The following is a 21,511-nucleotide window of genomic DNA, read 5'->3' on the forward strand; positions in this document are numbered from 1 at the left end:
CCCAGATGAAATAATCCCTTGAGAACGACAGGTCCAACTGCTTGTGTGAAGAGGAGAAGCAATGCAGGGAGCGGCCTCGCCGCGGTACTCCGCCCGGAAGTGCGAGCGCGCCTGGACGGAGGCCATCGGGTTCCTGCGGCAGGGACGTCCGGACTGGGCAGCGACCCGCTTCGAGCAGGCAGTGCAGCACGATCCGTCGGCCGCTGATGCCTGGTTGGGCATGCACGCCACCGGCTATCGTCAGGCAGAAGCGATCGACGCAATGTCGCGTAACCATGGCTCCTTCGGCGCCCTGCGCAGGAAGCACGGAATGCCGCTGAAATCCCGCTTCGATCTCGGCGTATACGTGACATTCCGGCTTGAGACTTCTCGCGACCTCTGGCTTGCGGTCGTAGCGAGGCTCCTGGACGAGGGCTACCTGGACAAAGCGTGGCAGTCGCTTTCGACGGCTTATCTCGACTGCGAAGAGACACGGTTCGCAGCCACGAGGTACGCCTTCTTGGCGCGGAACTGGCCGCTTGTGCTGGATTTCTCGCGGAACATCACCGACCGGTTCTTCCGGGATGAATCCCAGTTGTACGTTGCCAGGGCCCTCATTGAGCAGCACGTCTTCCATGAGGCACTCAACGCGCTTGCCCAGCTCCCGCAGGCATTGGGGCAGGAAGGTCAATTCGCCGGCGAGGTCGCCTATTTTCGAGGAATGGCATACGAGGGCCTCGGCCAGAAGGAAGAGGCTCTGCGCCACTTTCAGTACGCTTTCCGCTGCTTCCCTACCTTCGCTGATGTGGCTACTCGTGCGCAGGCTGTCCCCGTTCAGGTCAAGGCAGCCCCCAGCCAGCAGACGACCTCCCCTGAAGCCCCAGCGGCGGACTCCGCGCCCCCAGCCGAGTCTCAAACCCGGGAGGCGCTGTTGACCGAGGCGATGACGCTGCTGGACGGCATGGTGGGCCTCGAATCCATCAAGCGGCAACTGCGCACGCTCGTCGCACAGTTGCGCATGGCTGCTGTGCGTCGAGAGCAGGGACTGCCCTCGACTTCGGCCCCGCAGCATTTCGTGTTCGCCGGTCCTCCAGGCACCGGAAAGACCACTGTGGCCCGCGTGATCGGCAAGGTGTTCGCCGGACTCGGACTGCTCGAAAAGGGGCGGGTAGTAGAAGCGCAGCGTGTCGACCTGGTCGGTCAGCACCTCGGCGAGACAGCCGTCAAGACGAGCAAAGTCATCGACTCGGCGCTTGACGGTGTGCTGTTCATCGATGAGGCGTATGCGTTGTCCAACAGCGGCTACTTCAAAGGCGACGCCTTCGGTGCCGAGGCGCTCCAGGTCCTGCTCAAGCGCGCTGAGGACGACCGGGACCGGCTCGTCGTCGTTCTGGCCGGCTACCCGCACGAGATGGCCGAACTGCTCGCGAGCAATCCTGGACTGGCCTCCAGGTTCACCACGCGGGTTGACTTCCCGTCCTACTCCGCCGATGAGCTTGTGCAGATCGCTCGCGGCGTCCTGGAGTCCCAGGGTGACGTTCTCGATGAGGACGCTGCCAGCGCGCTGGAAGCCTGTTGCAGGCGGGCCGTGGACGACGCTCTTGTCGACCCACTGGGGAATGGCCGCTTCGCCCGAGAGCTGTGCCGCAAGGCTACTGCGCTGCGCGACCTGCGTCTGGACGAACTCCACGGAAGCTCCAGCACTCCCACACGTGAGGAGATCACCACTGTGCGCTTCGCGGACATCTCCCAGGCCTACCAGGAGCTCTGCGACAGCACGGTCGCGCCCTGACTCTGACCTGCGGCCAAAGCCGGCTCGGTGAGATCACCGGCGCACAGTCGCCGCCTGGGCGCAGTGCGGCCGTCTGCCGTACGTCGTTCCCGTCGTCTCAGAAAGACCAGAGTGCCCGATTGCGGTGCGCTGGCCTGCAACGCCAGCGCACCGCGCAGTGATGCCCTCTGGGGCCCGCACTGTTCAGCTCTGCTTGCTCAGCAAGGGCTCCAGGAACGGGCTCGGGGCACCGTGCCACGAGATGGTCAGGCTGTCGCGGGCCCGGGTCGCGGCGACGAAGAGCAACGAGCGGGCGCGCTGGACCTCCCGGGCGTAGCGTCCGGGATCATTCGTGCGGAGCCGTTCCACGGCGGCACGTGGCACCAGCCCGTCGCTCGCTCCCGCGATGATCACATGCTGGTACTCCAGTCCCTTGAACCGGAACATGGTGCCGATGTGGACGCCGCTACCGCCACGCGGCCCATCGGAGCCGATCTCGACGGCGCGGATACCGTGCTGAGCCAGGACGGAGGCGAGCTCGCTGGCCATCTGGTTGGTCGGCACCGCGATCGCGATCTGCTCGTGCGGTACGTCCCCCCATCCCGCGATCATTTCCGCGATGTCATGGCGCTCGGCCTCCCAGTTGTCACAGGGACGAAGTTGGGGGTGCCCTCCGCTGAGCACGGAGTGGTAGCCGGCGAGAGTCTCGGTGCTCCCGTCGAGGTCGTCGTACTTCTCCTGGGCGAGGACGCCCAGCGCGTCGCGCAGGATCTGCCGCGTGGTGCGATAGCTCAGGTTGAGCCGCGACGATCGGCCGCGGATGTTGATGCCGAGGCTCCCGAGTGTCACCTGGTTCTTGTAGATGCGCTGGTGGGTGTCGCCGACCAGGAAGATGTCGTTGCGGTCCCGGGCGGCCATCGCGCGCAGCATCTTCCAGTGGGCGGGCCGCAGATCCTGCGCCTCGTCCACGACGATGTGGCGGTAGCGGTACCGCAGCCATCCGCGTGAACCGTCCTGGAGGTGGATGTTGTCCCGCCCGCCGGCGTCCTCGCGCTGCCGTTCCACGGCGAGAATGCGCTGCTCCCGTTCCATCTCCAGTCGGGCGGCCCGCTCCGAGACCTGGTCCCAGGTCTGTCGGCCGAGCCGGTCGAGACGCTGGGTGAAGCTCTCGGCGAGCTGCCAGATGGCGGCACGGTCGCTGCGGGAGATGTTCTTGCCACGGCCTGCCCGGCGGGCGCGGAAGTACTCGGTTCGGGAGGGGATCGCCTGCCCGAGGATCACCTGGCTCCACTCGTCGTGCAGGAACTCCGCGTCCCACCGGGACTCGCTGAGTTCGTCGAGGAGCGCGCGCCACTCCCGTACTGCCTGCGCGTCGTCGATCGTCTGCTTGCGGCTGTTGGGTTCTGCCTCCCGGACGCTCCGCAGTGCCAGTTGGTCGACGTGGCTGACGTCCACTCGGGAAAGCAGCGCCTCACCACCCAGTTCCAGCAGACGGGAACGCAGCTCGGCGGCCAGATTCTTGTTGAAAGTGGTCAGCAGGATGGGCTTGGTGTGGCCCGAGGGCAACTGTTCTGCAAGCTGCTTCACACGGTGCAGGGCCACGATCGTCTTCCCCGTGCCGGGCCCTCCGCCCACCCGCGCAGGACCGGAGTAGTCGCGTTCCACGATCTTGGTCTGTGTGGGATGCAGGAAGACCTTCCACCGGTTGAAGCTGCTGCCCTCCAACGCGTTGCGCAGCGCCTCGTCGGTGGTCGTCACCATCGTCGCCGGGCGTTCGGCCGCTGCCTGCAGGTCCTCGCGGTCGACCGGCTCCGATGCCGAGACCGGCGCGGTCACCCTTTCCAGCACCTCGTCGTAGGGGGTGCCGTCATAGAGCGCGAGCAGGACCTCGCCGGTGAGCTGAGGCGCGAAATCGATCAGACCGAGGAGCTGCTCCTCGGTGGTGAGGGCCTGGATCACCGGTACCAGCGGCTCGGCCACGCCGAGGTCGGTGAGCTGCTCCGCGTCCCAGTCGGCGAACAGAGCGGGAGGTTGCTCCGCGGCCTCCGCGGGCCCGGCCGAGGTGGGGCGTTCCGGAGCGACTGCGGGCTCCTGCGGAGGGGTGGTGGACTCCTGTGCCGCTGGTCTCCCTGCCGGTGCCAGCCCGCGCAAAATGCTGTCCTCGACCACTTCGAGATCGACGTACTCGATGCCGCCCGTGATCCGGTTGACGGAGTACGCGAGGCGTTCGGGGTTGTCGTAGGCGTGCTTGCGGTGCCGGACGGAGACGATGAGCCAGTCGTCGCCGCCGAGCTGCAGCAGCAGGGCGCGGTACTCGTCGTTGACCCGCGCCGACCACAGCTTGCTGTCCCCCTTGAGCTGCTGCAGCTTGAGGCCGGTGGCATGCGGATTGCTCTTGAACTTGTGCTGGAAGTCGTAGATCGCGCCCTTGACGGACCGAGGGAGCTTGAGGATCTCCTTGTCCGCCTTGTCGAGCAGGCGCAGTGTCACATTGGCGGCAGTCATGCCGTCCCCCCATCTTCCTGATGTGCTTGAGCTCCGCGGCGTGCCGCACCGGACGACGGCTGCCCACCAGTTCCCGCGAGCCGTTCGGCAATCTCCCCCACGGTCCACCGTGACGCCGGACGCACGTCCCAGCCCGCCGCCGCGAACGCGCGGTCGCGGTCCTCCGCCTCCGGATCGTGCTCCTCACCGACCGCTGGGCGGGGCGCCAGCACGACTCCGATGCGCGCCTGTGGCCAGGCGAGTTCGGCCATCCATCCGTTCCGGTCGAGCTCGTAGCCGTCTTCCGGAGGCGGAACGGTGTCGTGGTCCGCGAGGGCCGTCGCGAGGTTCGCGAGGCCGGGCTCGTCCGGGTCGAGATATTCGAGGATCTCGTCCCAGCGGGGGTCGCGCGCGTGGCTGTGGCCGTCACCGGTCCTGGGCGCGTTGGGCGCGGTGGCGAGGGCGGGCGCCGGCTGAGCGGACGCCTCCGGCTGGGGTGCCGCCTCTGCCTCTTCCGCCGTGAGCTCCAGACGGAGCGACTCCAGCAGCCCGGTGCCACCGGTGACAGCGAGCGTTTCCAGCGGGAAGGCGGCGAGCTGCCCGGTCGTCAGCTGTACGCCGTCCCCCTCGCCGTGATCGAGGAACTGCAGCAGGTTGCTCCAGAACAGCCACGCCCCCCAGCGGCCCCGGTGCTGCTCTTCGTCACCGAAGACCTCGTCGCTGTCGTCCAGCACCGCCAGACCGCTCCATACCGGAGGCGTGTGGCGCCCGTCGGCAGCGCAGACGATGCGGCACCCCGAGGCGTCCCGGGCGGTGTAGAGGTTTGTCCTGCCCCCCGGCTGCGGCTGTGGCGCGGTACCCCGAAGGGCGGCTCCCAGCCGCTCCACCAGCCGGTCCTGCCCCACCGGCCCGCCCTGCGCCCCCGCGCCCAGCAGCCCGGCGAGGGCAGCCTCGGCCCGCCACTGCCAGCGTGCCGGGTCGGGAGCGCGAAGATAGGAGGTGAGCAGAACGGCGGGGTTCACCCACACGGTCTCCGACAGCTCGCCGGGCATGCCGCCCCGCACCCGCCCGTAGTACGTCCGGGCCCTGGCACGGCGCTCGTCGCCGTAGGGCAGCCATGTCGCGGAGAGCGGAGCGGCTCCCGCGTATCCGACGTCCCGCACTCTGCGCTGCCACTCCCGCACGTCGCGGTAGGTCAGTTGGAGGACCCGCAGCCCCTCGGCACGCAGCTTCGTGCGTTTGGCGGCGTCGTCGGCGAGCTTGTTGTGCGTGCGGGAGGCGTGGAACGCGTAGCCGTCCAGGTAGAGGGCCACGCGCGGGCCGGGAGCGTCGAGCCGTTCGAACAGCACGTCGGGTCTGGTGCCGTCCAGCACCCGCTGCTGGGAGACCCGCCAGCTGCGCGTCGTTCCGTCGTCACCGGTGAGCCGCAGGTTCAGGGCGTAGGTACCGGCCGGAGTGGTGTAGGCGTCCGCGCTGGCGGCGGACTCGGGCAGGGCCGCCCACTCCCGGAGGGTGTCGAGGAACATCACCTCCAGGTCGCTCTCGGCCTGCTGGTGCAGCGGGATCTGCTCCGTCGTACGCACCTCGGAGGTGCTCCAACGGGTGCTGTCCGGGCCCAGGAGTTCGTCCAGCATCTGCCGGACCTCCTGACGGCTCACCCTGTTGTAGTCGCCCGGGGGCACCCGCCGCAGCAGGCACCGGTGGCAGCCGTCCAGGCCCTTGTCCCGGCACGGGCAGGCGTCGATGACTTCCCGCGCCTTCTCCAGCACCTCGCGGAAACCGGTGGGGGAGGAGAGCCGGTGCAGGTATCCCGTTCCCCCGGGCAGCCGGTCGTAGACGACCAGGAAGCGGCGGGGCCAGTCCGCCGACCCCTCGTCGGGCATCGAGGCGGCGGCGATGTCGATGTGGTCCGGATCGCCCCCGTAGCGGGCGGCGATCCCGGTGAACAGCGCGGCGGTGAAGGACGCCAGGCGCTCGTTGGCCCGTGCCACTGAAGCCGGCAGCAGGATGCGCACCGCCTCGGTGACCAACTCGTGGACGAGCAGCAGCGGAACGTCCTCGCCCTTGCCCTGCGCTTCTGCTCCTCCGTGCACGCGTCGGCGGGGACACCACAACTGGTGGTGTTCGCTCGCCTTGGTGGACCTGGCGAGGGAGTCGGTCAGCGCGTGCTGCGGCCGGTCGACGACGGGGCGCCCGTTGGCCGTGGCGCCTCCGCAACTGGTGCACACGAAGAACGGGTTGATCCGCACCTCTTCCCCGGCGAGCGGCACGGTGCTGCTGCCGTCCTGCCGGTCGAGGCCCAGATTCAGGGTGCGGATGACCGCGTGCCGGGTGAAGTCCGCGCCGAATGTCGCCGCGTCGTGTCGCCAGGAACCGGGGACGAGACGGGCCGGATCGATGTCCACCGTGGTGAGGACGGAATAGCGGCGGCGGTCGCGCTCCTCGCGGTCGTCGCGCACCCTCGCGTCGTCACGCTTGTCGCGGGCGATGACCCGCTTGGGTTCGAGGACGTACTGCACGCATCCGGCGTCCGCGATCTCCCGCGAGCCGCAGCGGGGGCAGGGGCTGGTGTCCTGCTGCGCCTTGCGGGTCCGTGCGTAGCCGCACGTCGGGCACAGCCGCCAGACCGACCAGGCGCGCCGTTCGGGGCTGCCGATGTCCAGCGCGCGCACGAGATGCTTGTACCCGTTGACGTAGAAGCTGTTGCCCGGCGCGAGCTCGGTCAGGGCCAGCTTGCGGGAGCGCTCGTAGTCCCGCACCGCGCTGTGGTACTTCTTCCGCGGTTCCTCGCCCTCCGCCTCCTCGCTCTCCTCGGTCCAGTAGAGGGTGCCCTCCAACTGGGTCGTGGAGTCGGACAGGCTGTAGTTGGGCAGCAGACCGAGTTCGACCAGCGCACCGTGCGCGCTGGTGTGGCTCAGCTCGCGCAGCAGATTCCCCGTGGTGCGCCGCTCGGCCAGCAGCTCGCGCCGCTCTCGCTCCTGCTCCCGGTCGCTGCGCAGCAGCCCGTCCACCGACTCGTCGATGGCCGCGATACGCCGCCGCAGTTCCTCGCGCCGTGCCGTCCAGCTCTCCTCGGCCTCCTGGAGCGAACGGGCGAGGCCCTCCGGGGAGGTCGCGTACTCACGGAGCGCATCGGCAGCGTGCTCGGTCACCCCGGTGCCCTCCGCCGTCCCCGCGGGGAAGAGCGCGAGAAACTCCTCCACCAGCCGCGCGCCGTGGGTGAGCGCCGCGTCCGCCAGGTCCTGGCTCCAGCCGGAGGTGCCGAACAGCGCGGACACCAGGCGGGGGAGAGGCTGGAGCACCTCACCGTCGGCCGTGGTGACCTCGCCGCGCGCGGCGAGGTCCAGCAGGTGGGCCGTGTACTGGCGGCGCAGGATCTCCACGGCCGACAGGTAGCAGCCGGGCGGCACGATGTCCCCGGAGATCATCTCGCGCGGCTCGTCCAGATAGTAGAGATCCCGGGCCCGCCGTCCGCCGAAGGCGACGATGAGCGCGTTCCCCGTCCTGCGCCCCGCGCGGCCGGCCCGCTGCACATAGTGCGCCGGGCCGTCGGGCAGCGAGCCGAGCAGCACGGTGGACAGGTCCCCGATGTCGATGCCGAGTTCCAGCGTCGGGGTGCAGGACAGGACGTTGGGGTCGGTGTAGTGGGACCCGGCCTTGAACGTACGCTCCACGCGCTCACGTTCGGCCCTGGTGAGCATCCCGGTGTGCTCGGCGGTGACGACGCGGTAGGTGCCGCCGGTCAGATAGAGGTTCCGGTAGTAGTCGCCGCGGTAGTCCCGTCCCGAAGCCGTGCCGCCGGAAGTCGCACCGGTGGGCGACATCTGCGGCTGCGGGGCTGTCAGCATCCCCTTGCAGCGGTAGCGGGGGCAGGGGTGTCCGTACCAGCGGGTGCGCCGCTCGGGCGGCACCACCTGCTCCCAGCCGCAACTCTCGCAGCTCACGAACGCCTTGTTCACGGCCGCCTCGTCCAGCAACCGCACCTGCACATGCCCCGGCTGCAGCCCGTAGACCCGGGTCGTCCGGTCGTGCGCGGTGCGTACGGAGAGCACCCCCTCGTCCGCGAGCAGCGGCAGCAGCCTGCGCAGGTATTCCGCCGCGCCCGCCGCGTCCAGCCCCAGGCAGCGCTGGGTCCAGTCCTGGTACCAGCCGCCGCGCCCGGCGAGGGTGTCGAACGCCGTGCGCTCCTTGGGCTGGCCGAGCAGGAACCGGGGCGGCGCCACGCCTTCCGGGAACGCGGGCATGCCGTCCGGGCGCCCGCCCCAGATCCGGTAGCGGGTGACCCCAGCGTCCTTGATCCAGGGCTCCAGCCACCGGTGCCGCACCCCGCCGCGCAGCCGCATCCGCTCCAGCAGGCCGCGCACATACGCCGAATAACGCTCAGGTGTCGGCAGTCCGTTGCCGAGGGTGAGCTGCCCCGGCAGGGACAGGTGCAGGTCCCGGGCGAGGGCGGCCACCCGCTCCGGCTCCGGCACCGCGACCTCGGCGGCGGCCGTACGGGTCAGCTCCAGTGTGCGCCCGAGCCGGGACCGCAGCCCGAATTCCATGACCGTGGCGAACGCCAGCCGCTCACCGATCAGCTTCCACGTCCGCGCGTCCCCGGTCCCCCGTCCGGACAGCAGCCGGTCCACACCCGCCTCACCGTGCAGATCGGGCGGGACGACGGCGGCGAGCGCGTCCACGTTGTCGACCGTGTCGAGCACGTTGCCGATCAGCTCGTTGAGGGCGCAGGGCTCCCCGGAGTCGTCCAGGTTGTGGGCCAGCAGGGACCGCAGGGAGAACTTGTACGACGCGTTGGCGACGTACCCGGCGCGGTGCGCTGCGTCCTGCGTCGAGTCGTTGAACAGGAGCGTCTTGCGCTCCTCCGCCGCCAGCGCGATCTCCTCGCCCCCGGTGAAGAGCTGCGTCACCGCGGCGGAGGCGAGCGCGGGCAGCGCCGTGCCCAGGAAGCGGATGCCGTTGTCCGTGTGGCAGGCGGGACAGCGGTCGTCCTTCGCCGCCTGATCCGCTGTCTTCTTGTCCAGCAGCGCGAGCGCGAACCAGGCGTCGAGCAGCTCCTCCGCGTCCGTGGCCACCGGCATCCGGTAGGTGCCGCCCGCCCCGTCCAGCACCACCACCGACTGCGGAACCACCCCGCCCGACGCCGGCCGGTCACCGGTCAGCGCGTCCAGCGCCTCGCGGGCCTCGGAGGCGGTCGCGGAGATGAAGTAGCGGATACGCCGCTTGTCCCGGCCCAGCCCGGCCCGCCAGATCTTCTCCGCGTTCATCTCCAACTGCTGCGGACTCGCCTCGGGCGAGAGCGCCGCCCAGCCGGAACGTCCGCAATTGCGGCAGTACACCGACGGCAGGTGGATCTGCGCCGGCCGCCGGGCCGTGTCCGAGCCCGGCAGCGGATCGGGGCGCCGAGAGTCTGAAGACGGCCAACTGCCGCTGCCGGACGACTCCTCGTCGCCCGCGGCCTGCGTGTTCAGTACGGAGCTGAGCGCGGCCTCCCGCCGTGCGGCGGCCCGGTCGTCCTCGTGCCAGCGGAACTCGGGAACGCCGGCCACACCGCGCAGCACCCGGGTGACCGGGCGGACCCACAGATGCGCTTCGATGTGCAGCAGCGGGCGCGGGTTCTTCTCGTCCGACTCCGGATCACGCGCCACGGACAGCAGCGCCACGAAGCGGGCGAGCGCCTCCAGCGCGAGCCGGGGATTCTCCCGCGCCGCGCGCGCCCAGGCGTACCCGAACCGGGCCATCCGGTCCCGCAGCCCCCACTCGTCCAGCGGCTCCCCGTCCAGCAGCGCCAGAACGCCATGCGTGAAGTCGTGCCGCTTGAGCATCCGCCCGAGCTGGAAGGCGTCCAGCCCCGTTCGGTCCAGCATCTCCCGCGCCAGCCCGTCCAGATCCAGCAGCTCGGGCCGCGACTCGACCCCAGGCCCCCCGGACACCTCGATGACCCGCTTCGGAGTCGGCGGCTCTGGCAGCGTGTAGTCGACCTCACCGGTGAACGCGGTCGCGTCCTGCCGTTCCTCGGTGATGACCGCGTCGGGCCCGAACGGGGTACCGAAGACCTGCTCCGCGACCTGGAGCAGACCGCTGGAGGAACCTTCGCCCGCAATGTCGGACGGCTCGCCCTCGCCCAGCGTCGCCGAGGTCGCGACAGGGCAGATGTCGCCGAGCGGGCGGCCGGGCCGCGCGGCCCCTACGGTGGCGGCCAGGCGGCGCAGCAGCATCGCCACGTCCGTGCCCTGCGCACCGTCGTAGGTGTGGAACTCGTCCAGCACCACGTACTGGAGCGCCGCGTCCTGCCACAACGCCCGGTCCTCGGCGCGCTGGAGCAGCAGGTCGAGCATCTTGTAGTTGGTGACCAGCACATCCGGCGGGGTCCGGCGCATCTCCTCGCGCCGCGTCATCACCTGACGGAAGTCCGTGTCGGGCCGGTCGCCGATGTACAGCCCGGCCGTCACCTGCGCCAGCTCCGGCTGCGCCAGATAGTCGCTGATACGGCCCGCCTGGTCGGTGGCCAGCGCGTTCATCGGATACAGCAGGACAGCCTTGACGCCTGCTCGCCCCCGGGCCCGCTCGCGGCGGCAGTGGTCCAGCACCGGCATCAGGAACGACTCGGTCTTGCCCGACCCCGTGCCGGTCGTCACCAGCGTCGGCTGGGCCGGACCGCGCAGCGTGCTCAGCCGCTCCCACGCCTTGGCCTGGTGCCGGTACGGCGTCCAGTCGGGGCGCCACTCCAGCGCGCTCTGCCACCCGTCCTCGGCCTGGTGGAACGGAGTGCGGATGCGCAGGTACGGGCCCCGGAAGATGCCCGCCTCCGGGTCCCCCAGGAACCGCTCCAGCGACCGCCTGGTGTCCTCGTCGGCGAGCGCGTACGTGGTGGTGAGGTACTGGATCAGACTGCCGCGAAGTTGCGCGGCGGCCAACGTCGGCCTCACGGAATGTCCTCCAGCGTCCCTGCATACCCCACCTGTCACACCCACCGTATCGGGACGACGCCGAACAGTCAGCCTGACCAGCGAAAACAGTCCATCTGACGCGATTCGGCAGCCGTGGCCGGATCGCGCTCCCGCGCTGCACCGCCCTCTTCCCCGGCCGGTCCGTCCAGATTCACCCTGAGTGTCGGATACGAGTGCCGGACACGAGGGTCGGATACCGCCACTGCCTCGGTCGTCCGCCGGTGGGCCGGCGGCCGTCCCTCGGCGGTCCAGCGGATGCGGGGCGTAGGAACCGAGGGGCGTGCCGACCCGGGCACGCCCGGGACCGGGGGAGGGGCCGTGCCATGCCGGAACCGCTGTATGTGCCCGTACTGCCGCTGAAGCCGCACGCGGCCCGTACGTTCGCCGGGCTGCCTCTGGCCGAGCGCCGGTACGCGGCACCGCTGTGGACGCTGCCCCCGCACGAACAGAAGCCGTTGCAGCGCTTTCCCGAATCCGCGCTCAGTTATGTCGCCCGCTCCCGGCGCTTCACGCCGGGAGCCTGGCTGGACGTCCCCTACCTTGAGGACTGCACGGAGGCCGTCACCAGCAGGCTGCACGAACTGTGGACGGTCGGCTCCCTGACACCCGTCACCGCGCCGGGCCGCCCCTTGAGGCTGCACGACCTCGCGGTGATGAGCGCCGCCTCACCGTGCGGCGGGGAGCGCCTCGGCATCCGCGTCGCGCTGCCCGGCCGGTGGGACGAGACGCGGGCACGGGAGGTCGGCACCCTGCTCGCCGCCCTCGCGCGCTCCAACCCCGCCGGTGACCTCACCGTGGCGGTCGATCTGCTGCTGGACCTCGACACAGTGCTGGACGACCGGCCGGACGCGGGCAAGCAGGCCCTGCGCGCGCCGGACGCGCTCGTCCCCCTCGCACCATGGCGGCACATAGCCGTCCTCTCCGGCGCCTCGCCCAAACAGGTCCTCCGCGAACTGCCCCTGGACGCGTACGACTACGCGCCCCGCCACGACTGGGCCCTGTGGCACGAGATACGCGATGCCGCCCGCGAGTACTGCCCGCGTGTGCGCTACGGCGACTACGGAGCCCTCCCGGCCGAAGACCTGCGGCTGGTGCAGAAGGAAAACGACCGCAACCGGGGTGGGCCGACGTGGGGTGCGATCCGCTACACGACAAAGACCGACTTCCGCTTCGCCAAGTTCCGCTCGTGCGGCGAGGGCCGCCACGATTCCATCCGCGCCGCCGCCCGCCGTCTTCTCGCTGACCCCGACTACCGGGGGAGGGACGACGGCTGGAGTGACGAGTGGCTGACGGAGTGCGCGCTCGGTGCCGGGAGCGTCGGAGTCGGCAACGCGACGTCGTGGAACCAGGTCAGCAACCACCAGCACTTCACTCACGTCATCCGCGCCCTGCGACGCTGAGGGGGAGGCTGAACTCGGCCCACACGGTCTTGACGATCGCGTCGCGCTGCCTCACGCCCCAGCGGTCGGCGAGGACGTCGAGGAGAAGCAGCCCGTAGCCGGACTCGGCGGGCGGGTCGATGCCGTCCTGCTCGGGGCGGGACTGCTGCGGCAGCGGCCGGTCCGCGCAGGCGTCGCTCACCTCGACCCGGAGCGTGTCGGCTCCGGCTCCGGCCTCCCAGGTGAGCCGCAGCCGGAAGTCCCGGCCGATGTTGCCGCAGTGGCGCACGACGTTCGAGGCCAGCTCGGCGACGAGCAGCGCGGCGGTCTCCGAGGCGTCGCTGCCGTACGGAATCCCCCAGTCGTCCAACTGCTGCACGGCCAGTCGCCGGGCCAGTCGCGCACCCCGGCGGGTGGAGGAGAGCTGGAGGGAGAACTCCGGGAGGTGGGGGCCGCGTTGAGTGGTGGCGGGCTGAGCAGCCTCAATTTCTGTATTCACAGGGTGACGATCCCGTCACCCAACTATCGTTCCCCAGGTCGGCCTGTGGTGCGCAAACAGTTGGTACGGGCGAGTACCACCGCTGTACGGGCCGTGACCGTAACCGCACGGAGCGAGCGATGAGGTGGGCGCGATGACCAAGCGCCGAGAACTTGAACAGCAACCTGGGACCGCCGGTCGGCGCAACGACAACAGGCCGGGCGTATGGGTGGCCTACGGGAAGCTGCTGAAGCTTCTGCGGAAGAAGGCCGGAGTGACCCAAGAGCAGCTCGCGGAGGCTGTGGGCTACTCCCTGGAGCAGACCGCCTCCATCGAGCAGGGCCGCCGCCCCGCGAAGGCCGCCTTCACCGAGGCCGCCGAATGCTTCCTCGACGCGGGCGGCGTCCTGGAGGCGGTGCAGGAAGAGGTCGACTTCGCGAAGCTCCCCGCTTTCTTCCGCGACTTCGCCGTCCTGGAGCTCGATGCGGTCAGCCACTACTCTTACGAGCCGCTGCTGGTGCCGGGGCTGTTGCAGACGGAGGCGTACGCGCGGGCGTTGTTCGAGGCGTACTGCCCGAAGATGTCCGAGGAACTTGTCGAGCAGAACGTCGACGCCCGGCTCAGCAGGCAGAAGCTGCTCACCAAGACGCCGAGCGTCGAGTTCTCCTTCGTCATCGGGGAGGCGGCGTTGCGCAACCTGATCGGTGGCGGCGAGGTGATGCTGGAGCAGATGCGTCATCTGCTGAAGCTGCGGGCGACGGGGAACGTCGAGGTTCAGATCATCCCGAGTTTGGCTGGGTACCACACAGGGCTCACCGGTCCCTTCGTCCTGTTGGAAACCGCCGAGCAGCATCGACGCTTCGCCTACATCGAGTCGCAGAACTTGGGCTTCGTGGTGAGCGATCAGACACAGGTGAGCACGCTTGGCCTGCGCTATGGCAAGCTGCGTTCGAAGGCGCTGCAGGTAGACGAATCTGCGGCGTACATCGAGCAGTTGCTGGAGGAGCACGATGGCCACTGAGCAGCAGACCACCGCAGACTTGTCGCTGGCGTGGTTCAAGAGCAGCTACAGCGGGGACGGCGGCGGCAACTGCGTCGAGGTGGCTCACAGGGGCTCAGCCGTACACGTCCGCGACTCCAAGACGGACGGTCCTCGACTCACCGTGGCTCGCTCCGGCTGGGCCAGATTCGTCGCGTCGCTGACGCGCTGAGCCGCACCAGTTCGGGGGCCCCTGCCGCTGAGTGAACAAGCGGCAGGGGCACCCGGAGTGCCCGGTCACCGCCAGGTCTGCAATTCATCAACGAAGTCGGTGAAGGAGCGGTTCGAACCGCTCAGGCTGCCGGTGACGTACCCATGCTTGACCGCCTTCTCCATGATTTCCGGCGCATCGGTCTCGCTGTACTTCTGGCCGCCCAGGACGCGTTCGAGATACTTCTTCGGGTCCTTCTCCAGGCCGCAGTCCCGCCTGTGGTCCTTCTCCGGTATCACCCACTTCGCCCTGAACTTGGTGAATGCTTTCGGGAAGAGGAGAAGCCACGCTTCCATCTCCACGGCGGCCAGAGCCAGAGCTGACTGGCAGGTGAAGGCTCTCCTCAGCTCCGCTGCGATGGTTTCGCGGTCCTTCGTGTACTTGTCGTCGGTGACGCGATCGAGGTCCACGTGCAGGGCGACACCGACCAGGGCGGCGTTCTTCAACTTCGCCTGGCTCTGCGCGAGGCGCCGTAATTCATCGACGCGTGGCGTGAGCTGAGTGGTCGCCTGCGACAGCTTGATGGGCTTCTTGATCTCTACGAAGTCAGGGCAACGGCCGGGATGCAGGGCGGGGATCAGGTGCCGTAACACCTGCCTGTCGTAGCGGCTTTCCCCGGCGAGCGCGATCACCTTCTTGCCTGCCTTGCCGCTCTTCGCGTGCGGGGGTCGAGGCGTCACAAGTCCCCTCCCAGGCTTCCCGAGAACCAGAGATCGCCAGGGGGCAGCCCCTCCGAGGCCTCGATGATCTCGTGAATCGTCTCTGTGTCGATCGCGGGCACGCGGGAGCTGCCGTCCTCGCTCCGTTCGCAGATGACGATCTCCTCCGGAGTCAATTGGTTGACGAAAACCGGGGAGTGCGTCGTGACGAGGAACTGCGTGCGGTCGCTCGCTTCGCGGATGCGGTGGGCGAGGAGCTCCAGTCCGTGCGGGTGGATGCCGTGGTCGATCTCCTCGATACATGTCAGCGCGGGCGGGTGCGGATCGTGGAAAAGCGCCAGCAGGCTGAGCAACCGCACTGTTCCGAACGAGGCGTCCTTGAGCGAGGTGAGCCCGCGCAGGCCGCGTTCCTTGAGGGAGATCTTCACCCGGTCCACGGAGGAGGGCCGGACCACGATGTCCTCGATCTGAGGAATGATGGCCCGCACATCTTTCAGCAGGGACTCCCAAGCATCCTGGTCGCGCTGCAGCTCGTTGAGGAAGTCGGCGAGGTTCGCGGCATCGTCGTCGAGCCGGACCCCGAGAAAGCCGATGGGGGAATCACGGCGCGCTGCCCGCACGTCCACGTCGAAGGTGCGGACGGAGGAGAGGGAGTCCACGAAGTCGCGGACGGCCTTCTTGCTGGGGCAGTCGGGGAGGTTGGGCAGCCGCGAGTGCAGCCCCGTCTCGTACCTGCCGACGCGCAGCGGTTCATCCGACTGTTGTCCTGGCGCTTCGAAACGAAGTCGTGTGTGGGCAAGCTGCACGCTCGATGCCTCGTCAGACTCGGCGTGTTGCTCGAAGAGCTCAAAACGAGAGAACACATACTTGTCCTCTTGACGACCGGGCCGAGCTCGCGGGTTGGGACGACTTTCCAGTGTCAACGCGTACCGATCAGGGCGTGACTCGGATGCGTGGTTGGTCCAGATGCCCTCGATACCGATACGGAGCGTGGCCCGCCGACGCGCTCCACCTCGAAAAGCCAACTCCTCGAAACCACCGCTACTGCTGACGGCCTTCCTGATGTCGTCACGGCTGACCGTGGCAAGGAAATCGAACAGATGAAGTACGTTCGACTTACCCACGGCGTTGGGGCCGACCAGGACGTTCAGTGGTCCGAGCGGAAGACTTATGCGCGTCAGCGTACGGAAGTTCTCCACGCTGAGCTTTAAGAAACGACAGGTCAATGGGCTGGCCAATCGATGAGGCAGTGGACAGTGACGTGCGGTGGTGCGTTACGCGGACGCGGCGTCCGCGACATCTGCTGGCTCGGGCGGCGACCAGCGGCCGGCAGCGATCTCCGCATCCAGCCTCGCCTGGAAGTGCGCGTGCGCCCCCCGCATCTCGGCCTCCCGATCCGCCTTGTAGAACGGCGGTTCGTATCCCTCGGGCGGCGGCGTGGTGGCTGGCGATTCGAGATGGGCGAGCAGCGCCGGGTACGTCTCCTTGGTCTGCCCGAAGCCGTAGGTGTTGTGATTGCGCGCGATCTTGCGCCCGTTGGCGTCGAAGTACATCTCCGCCTCGTAGTCGGAGAGCACGGGGTAGCGGGCCTTGTAGATCGCCACGAGCTGATCAGCGGTGATCCCGAGCCACACAGACACGAGGGCATCCAACTCCACGAGCGCGGCCCGCCGCTCGTACTCGGTCCGGAGGGGGGTGTCGTACTGCCATGTCGGTGCGAGATGTGCGGCGAGCGGCTTCAGATTCGGCCATCCGTCATACGCCCAGTCCTCGTACCCGGGCCAGATTGCGTTGTACAGCTCTTCCCAAAGGGGGGCGTAGGCGTTGGTGAGGGCATTGAGGCGAAGGGTGCGGAGAAGTAGGGGAGAAGCGAGGCTGTGCCCCTCGGAGGGACTGGGCATGCTTTTCGCATCAGACGACAGTAGATTCGCCCTACCGGTAAGGCGCAGGAAATAATCGAGTGGGAGCGAGGACCAAAATCCGACATTGAGAGCTGTCTGCAAGTTATTACTCAGCACTAGAGAAACGATAGAGTCCATGTGTGCTGGGCCAGGGGGAATGAGCGTGGCGAATAGGCTTCGTTCCGTATCGAAAGCAATCATCCTGCGCCAGGCCATGCGAAAATACTCGGTGTGGGAGTGATCGTTCCATACATCTTGGAATGCCAAGTATTTTTCCCAGCTGGAGGCGCGTACATAATTTGTGCCAGGAATGGCGTCCGCAGGGAGATTCACCAGGTCGAATGTGGACCAGTCTCGGTTGGTCCGGCAGGGATTATTTGGCTGCTTAGTGAAGGCCGAAGAAACGCCAAGGTGTGGACCTTGAAGAATTACCTCTTTGATGTCTTCCGGGGAAGAGGTTTGCCACTTGTAGATGCCCGCATTTTTGGTTGCCTGATTTTCGAACATTCCCACAGTGATGTGCGGTTTAAGTGAGCCCAGTCGCTGGTGTGCGCCTGATAGGGACTCGATGGCCGCCTCTTCCTCGGCGGTGACCGGATATAGTAGCGGCGCTTGTTGGTCAGGGGTGTCGGATTCTCCGGTGAGGTGGTTCCATGCTGTGAGACGCTGACTGTTTACGACAGTGATGCGGGACCTATGAGGTCGAAGATCCCAGCTGCCATGATGTTTGATTCCCGGAGGTGGCCCTCCTCCGTCGTGGTACATCGAGTCGATCAAGATAGTTGGGTCGAACAGCCAGCTGATATGCGTGAAAGAGACCTCGGATGGGCATCCGTAGATGCTGAGGCTGAATTCAGTGTTTACATGCACATCAGGAAAAATTCTGGTCCGGTTGTGGAAATGCGCATGGGTTCGAAGATGTCTATATGCCGCTTCGCGCAGTGGTCCTTCTTTTCTTCCGGCGAAGTGGGTATTGGGGTGGATTAGTCCTGTGTTGCCATTGCGCTGTGAGTGCAACCATGTTTGACACATGAAGGCTCGATAGAGATCCGGGCGAGTGCCGCTGATCAATGGATAGGTGCTTCCAGAACCCAAGAAAGACGCCTTACCGGCAACGCCTGCAGCCTCAGACAGATAGAAGTCGCGACTCGGCGGTTCTCCCAGCACCTCTTCCTTGCGAAACCGCCACTCTGTGATACTCGGTTTGCTCTCCAGGGCAAACCACGGCTCCAACTCAGCCAGGACCATATCCTCCTGCCAGTCTGGCCGCACCCAAGGCGGGTTCCCCACCTGCAAGTCGTACCCACCCCGGGCGAACACCTGGCCGTACTCCAGCTCCCAGTGGAAGAAGCCCTGCCGGTCGGCGACGTCCCGCACAACGGACATCCAGGGGTACCGGGCCTCCATCCAATGTGCGGGGTCCATGCCCATGAGGTCGGGCAACTGGTCCTCGTAGGGGGTCAGTTCTTCCAGGGTTTCGAACTCGGAGACCAGCGAATCCTCCGGCACGTCCTGCGTGCCCAGGAGGGACTCGGCGAAGTCCAGCCAGGAGTCCAGGTTCGCCAAGGAGGTCACCGTGCGGCGTTCGCGGATGGCCTCCTTGCGGCGGCCTGTCCGCTTCCGTTCCAAGGAGGCACGCGTCAGTGCCATCTGCTGTGGCTCGGCGCCCAGATCGAGGCCGGGGAGGGCGTCCTCCTTCCACATCATGAGGACGCCGTCCGGGTCCGCAGCGTCCTCGCCAGCTTCGCCGGCCTCGCCAACAGCCTCGTCCGAGTCCGCGCCGGAGTCGGCAACAGCCTCCCGGCTGCCACTCACCAGCACAGCCGCCGACCGCTCGGCGGCGGCTTCGCCGCCCGCCGCCCCGCGCGTGTACCGCTCGTCCTTCCCGTTCAGCAGCCCGGCTTCCTGGACCGGCCAGAACCACAGCGCACACCAAGCGTCCATCAGGGTCTTCAGCCGCCAGTACGGGGTGTCGACCGCCTCAAGGTCGGCCACCACCTCGTCCCGCTGGACGGCCTCCTGCGGGCGGCGCAGCCAGCCGTCCTCCGAGCCCCACACATCGATCCGGCGCGAGATGTCGCGCTCCGAGATCTCCAGGCGGCGCACCACCAGCCCCCACAGGTACTCGGCCCGTCGGGCCAGGCCCTGCAAACGGGCGGTCTGCTTCGTAGTCGGCGACTTGGTGATGGCCCGGCGCCAAGCCGCCAGCGCTTTCGCCTGCTCCGGGGCGAGGGCCTTGGCCTCCTTCTCGGCGGCGACGGCTCCCCACTCCTTCGCCGGGAGCAGGAAGTGGTGGACGGCGCCGGTCGGCAGCGTCTCGCCGGCCTGCGCGTCGGCGAGTGGGAAGCGCTCCGGAGTGGTGCCGAGCCAGCCGCCCTTCTTGAGACGTTCCGGTGCGTACACCTCGCGCCGGCCGCCGATCAGAGAGTTGCCGCGCCGCAAGTGGAGGCCGAACCAGGGGGCTTCCATGCCGGGGTGCATGGTGTTGAGCCAGAGGGAGACCTCGGCGAGTTCGACCGCCGTGGAGTTCAGGTCGACGCCGTAGCAGTTGTGCAGGGCGATGTATGCCTTCACCTTCTGCAGCTCGATCTGGTACTGCTCGGTGTCGATCGTGGTGCGCAGCTCCTTCTGCCGCCTGCGCAGATACTCGGCCGCCACCTGGTTGATGGCCTCGTTGAGGAACGCGCCGGAGCCCAGGGCGGGCTCGCAGATCTGCCACTCCAGCAGCTCGCGCGCCGGTGTCGTCTCGCCGTCCTGGTCGAGCCGGTGCTGCAGGGCGAGCTGCACCGTGACCTTCGTCAGGGACTCGGGCGTGTAGTACGACGCTGAGGTCTGCCGATCGCGTCCGGAGAGGCGGTAGACGAAGGAGCCGGGGGCGTGCCGGACCCGGGGCTCCTCGCCGGTGTCCCGGTCGTAGCCGCGTACGAAGACCTCGTCCGGGTACTCGTCGGCCTTGGAGGCGGGCACCAGCCAGGAGCCGTCCTTGGCGTCGCCGTTCTTGGCGACCTCGTAAAACTCCTCGTTCGCGACGAAGCCCGAGTACGACATCAGGCCCTCGTACACGGCGCCGAGCTGGTTGATGCCGAGCTGGGCGTAGGAGATGAAGCCGCCGCGCCGCCCCTTCTTGCCCTCGGTGAGCATGAGGTTGCGCAGCACCTGGTACAGCGTCGCGTTGCGCAGGCGCGTGTCGAGGTAGCGCGCCTCCTCGGAGTCTCCGCCACCCCGGCTCGCGTCCGCGTCGGCGTCGTAGCGGGGGTCGGGGACGGCGTGCTTGCCGATCAGCCGGATCGACGCCGGTTCGAAGAGCTTGGAGTGCAGCGGTTCGAAGCGCAGCCCCACATCCTCCGAGGTCTCGCTTCCGGCGCCCTCGGCGTCCCCGGTCTCGGGGACGCCATGTGTGCGGCGCGGCCGGTAGCCGTCCTGCACCTTGCGGAAGAGCAGGTCCAGGGACTCGTACAGGTACGTGCCCCGCCGCGACTCCTCGTCGACCAGTTCGCGGTCGGCGACCAGCTCGCCCAGGCGGCCGAGCCCGTAGCCCTGCTCGTACTCGGGGTAGTCCGAGGGGAGGATGCCCAGCTCGGGGCGGGCCTCGGCGTACAGGAGGAAGAGGATGCGGTAGAGGTAGCGCAGCGACTCGCGGGTGAGCTGGCGGCCCAGTTCCGGGAGTTCCTTGACCTGTTCGGGGCGTACGCCCTGCTCGGCGATCCGGGCCAGTACCTCGTTGGCGATCAGCTCGACGCTCTGCCGCAGGCCGTCGCGCAGTTCGGAGGAGACGCCCACGGCGTGCTTGGCAGAGTTGCCGACGAGTTCGGCGAGCGGTACCTCGCCGCCCTCCTCCGGCGTGCGCAGTGAGTCGGCGCCGAAGAGCGCGGCGACGGTGTCGAGTTCGCCGCCGGTCTTGGTGTCGTTGCGCTCCAGCGCCGAGTCCAGCGAGACGGCGAGGTAGCGGCCTTCGCCCCACGCGGCGCGGTCGGCCAGCACGACGACGCCGCCGGTGAGCAGCAGCACGTAGCGGGGCGGCTCCTCGGCGGCGAACAGGAACGAGGCGAGCTTGGCGCCGGTGGCGACCGTACGCTGACCGTCGAGCACCACCGGGTCCAGCAGACGGCCGGGGCCGTCCCCGTCCAGGGCGTCGTCGGGCTCGGCGGCCCAGCCGCAGTCGAGCGCCACCAGGTCCTTCTCGCGGTGCGCGACCGTGACCTCGTGGGCCGCGTCGGCGCGCTGCACCGTCAGCGTCTCGGGTTTCGCGTCGAAGCCCAGCGCGCGCAGCACGTCCGCGTTGAGGGCGCGGATACGCTCGCGCCACTCGGGGGAGGCGTAGGTGTCCGTATCGTCGCCGCCCGCTGCGACGCTGCCGCTGTCGTCCTGGCCCTGCCGGGCGGCGAAGAACGAGCGGGCCCGGAAGTAGGGGCGGCGCAGCTCGCGCAGTCCGGCGCGGGGGGTGACGGGCAGGGCGTCGGGTGCGCGAGAGGGGGCGGCGCTGTCGGCCGCGCCCTCGGCGGTGGCTGCCTCACGGGCCCGCTTCGCCTCTTCCTCACGCTTCTTCCAGGTGCTGAGCAGCCCGGACTTCAGGTCCTTCGGCAGCACCTCGGACAGGTAGTGCGGGGAGAAGTAGTCACCGCGGTTGACCAACGAGTCGAACGTCATGGCCTGGCTCTTC

At 68.4% G+C, this 21,511-nt stretch carries 10 protein-coding genes; 4 read left to right on the forward strand and 6 right to left on the reverse strand.

The features are described 5' to 3' along the window. Positions 1-61 precede the first annotated feature (61 nt). Positions 62-1,771 (forward strand): AAA family ATPase, encoded by a 1,710-nt coding sequence (locus tag ITI46_RS01255; protein ID WP_247745285.1) that lies wholly within the window; start codon positions 62-64, stop codon positions 1,769-1,771. Between the two features lie 183 nt (positions 1,772-1,954). On the opposite strand, the gene ITI46_RS01260 is transcribed toward ITI46_RS01255, so the two are convergent. Together ITI46_RS01260 and ITI46_RS01265 are read right to left on the reverse strand one after the other, a co-directional pair. Further along, entirely contained in the window at positions 1,955-4,255 is a 2,301-nt protein-coding gene (locus ITI46_RS01260; RefSeq protein ID WP_209237274.1) for a UvrD-helicase domain-containing protein, read from the reverse strand. Continuing rightward, a complete protein-coding gene (locus tag ITI46_RS01265; protein WP_209237276.1) occupies positions 4,252-11,163 on the reverse strand; it encodes a DEAD/DEAH box helicase in 6,912 nt (2,303 codons plus the stop codon). Before ITI46_RS01265 ends, ITI46_RS01260 begins: the two co-directional genes overlap by 4 nt. A 344-nt stretch (positions 11,164-11,507) precedes the next feature. On the opposite strand from ITI46_RS01265, the gene ITI46_RS01270 reads away from it, so the two are divergent. Next, positions 11,508-12,584, forward strand: coding sequence for a beta family protein (locus ITI46_RS01270; RefSeq protein WP_209237278.1), 1,077 nt, complete (start codon positions 11,508-11,510; stop codon positions 12,582-12,584). Here ITI46_RS01270 and ITI46_RS01275 read toward each other — a convergent pair. Continuing rightward, positions 12,562-13,062 carry an ATP-binding protein gene (locus tag ITI46_RS01275; protein WP_307808015.1) on the reverse strand — a complete coding sequence of 167 codons (501 nt, stop codon included), beginning with the start codon at positions 13,060-13,062 and terminating at the stop codon, positions 12,562-12,564. The two genes, ITI46_RS01270 and ITI46_RS01275, sit on opposite strands and share 23 nt — an antisense overlap. 133 nt (positions 13,063-13,195) lie before the next feature. On the opposite strand from ITI46_RS01275, the gene ITI46_RS01280 reads away from it, so the two are divergent. Together ITI46_RS01280 and ITI46_RS01285 are read left to right on the forward strand one after the other, a co-directional pair. Beyond that, positions 13,196-14,062, forward strand: coding sequence for a DUF5753 domain-containing protein (locus ITI46_RS01280; protein ID WP_209237373.1), 867 nt, complete (start codon positions 13,196-13,198; stop codon positions 14,060-14,062). Then, positions 14,052-14,252, forward strand: a complete 201-nt coding sequence (locus ITI46_RS01285; protein ID WP_209237280.1) for a DUF397 domain-containing protein — start codon at positions 14,052-14,054, stop codon at positions 14,250-14,252. Before ITI46_RS01280 ends, ITI46_RS01285 begins: the two co-directional genes overlap by 11 nt. A 65-nt stretch (positions 14,253-14,317) precedes the next feature. Here ITI46_RS01285 and ITI46_RS01290 read toward each other — a convergent pair whose 3' ends face one another. The 3 genes from ITI46_RS01290 to ITI46_RS01300 form a co-directional block, all read right to left on the reverse strand. Beyond that, positions 14,318-14,971, reverse strand: coding sequence for a hypothetical protein (locus ITI46_RS01290; protein WP_247745286.1), 654 nt, complete (start codon positions 14,969-14,971; stop codon positions 14,318-14,320). Further along, the gene (locus ITI46_RS01295; RefSeq protein WP_307808016.1) at positions 14,968-16,149 is read right to left on the reverse strand and encodes an AAA family ATPase; all 1,182 of its coding nucleotides are present in this window, start codon (positions 16,147-16,149) and stop codon (positions 14,968-14,970) included. The genes ITI46_RS01290 and ITI46_RS01295 overlap by 4 nt, the downstream gene beginning before the upstream one ends. Positions 16,150-16,224: 75 nt before the next feature. Beyond that, positions 16,225-21,498 (reverse strand): DNA methyltransferase family protein, encoded by a 5,274-nt coding sequence (locus ITI46_RS01300; protein WP_209237282.1) that lies wholly within the window; start codon positions 21,496-21,498, stop codon positions 16,225-16,227. Positions 21,499-21,511: the final 13 nt, after the last annotated feature.

Origin of the sequence: Streptomyces oryzae (assembly GCF_017676365.1) — a bacterium.
GTDB classification, from domain to species: domain Bacteria; phylum Actinomycetota; class Actinomycetes; order Streptomycetales; family Streptomycetaceae; genus Streptomyces; species Streptomyces oryzae.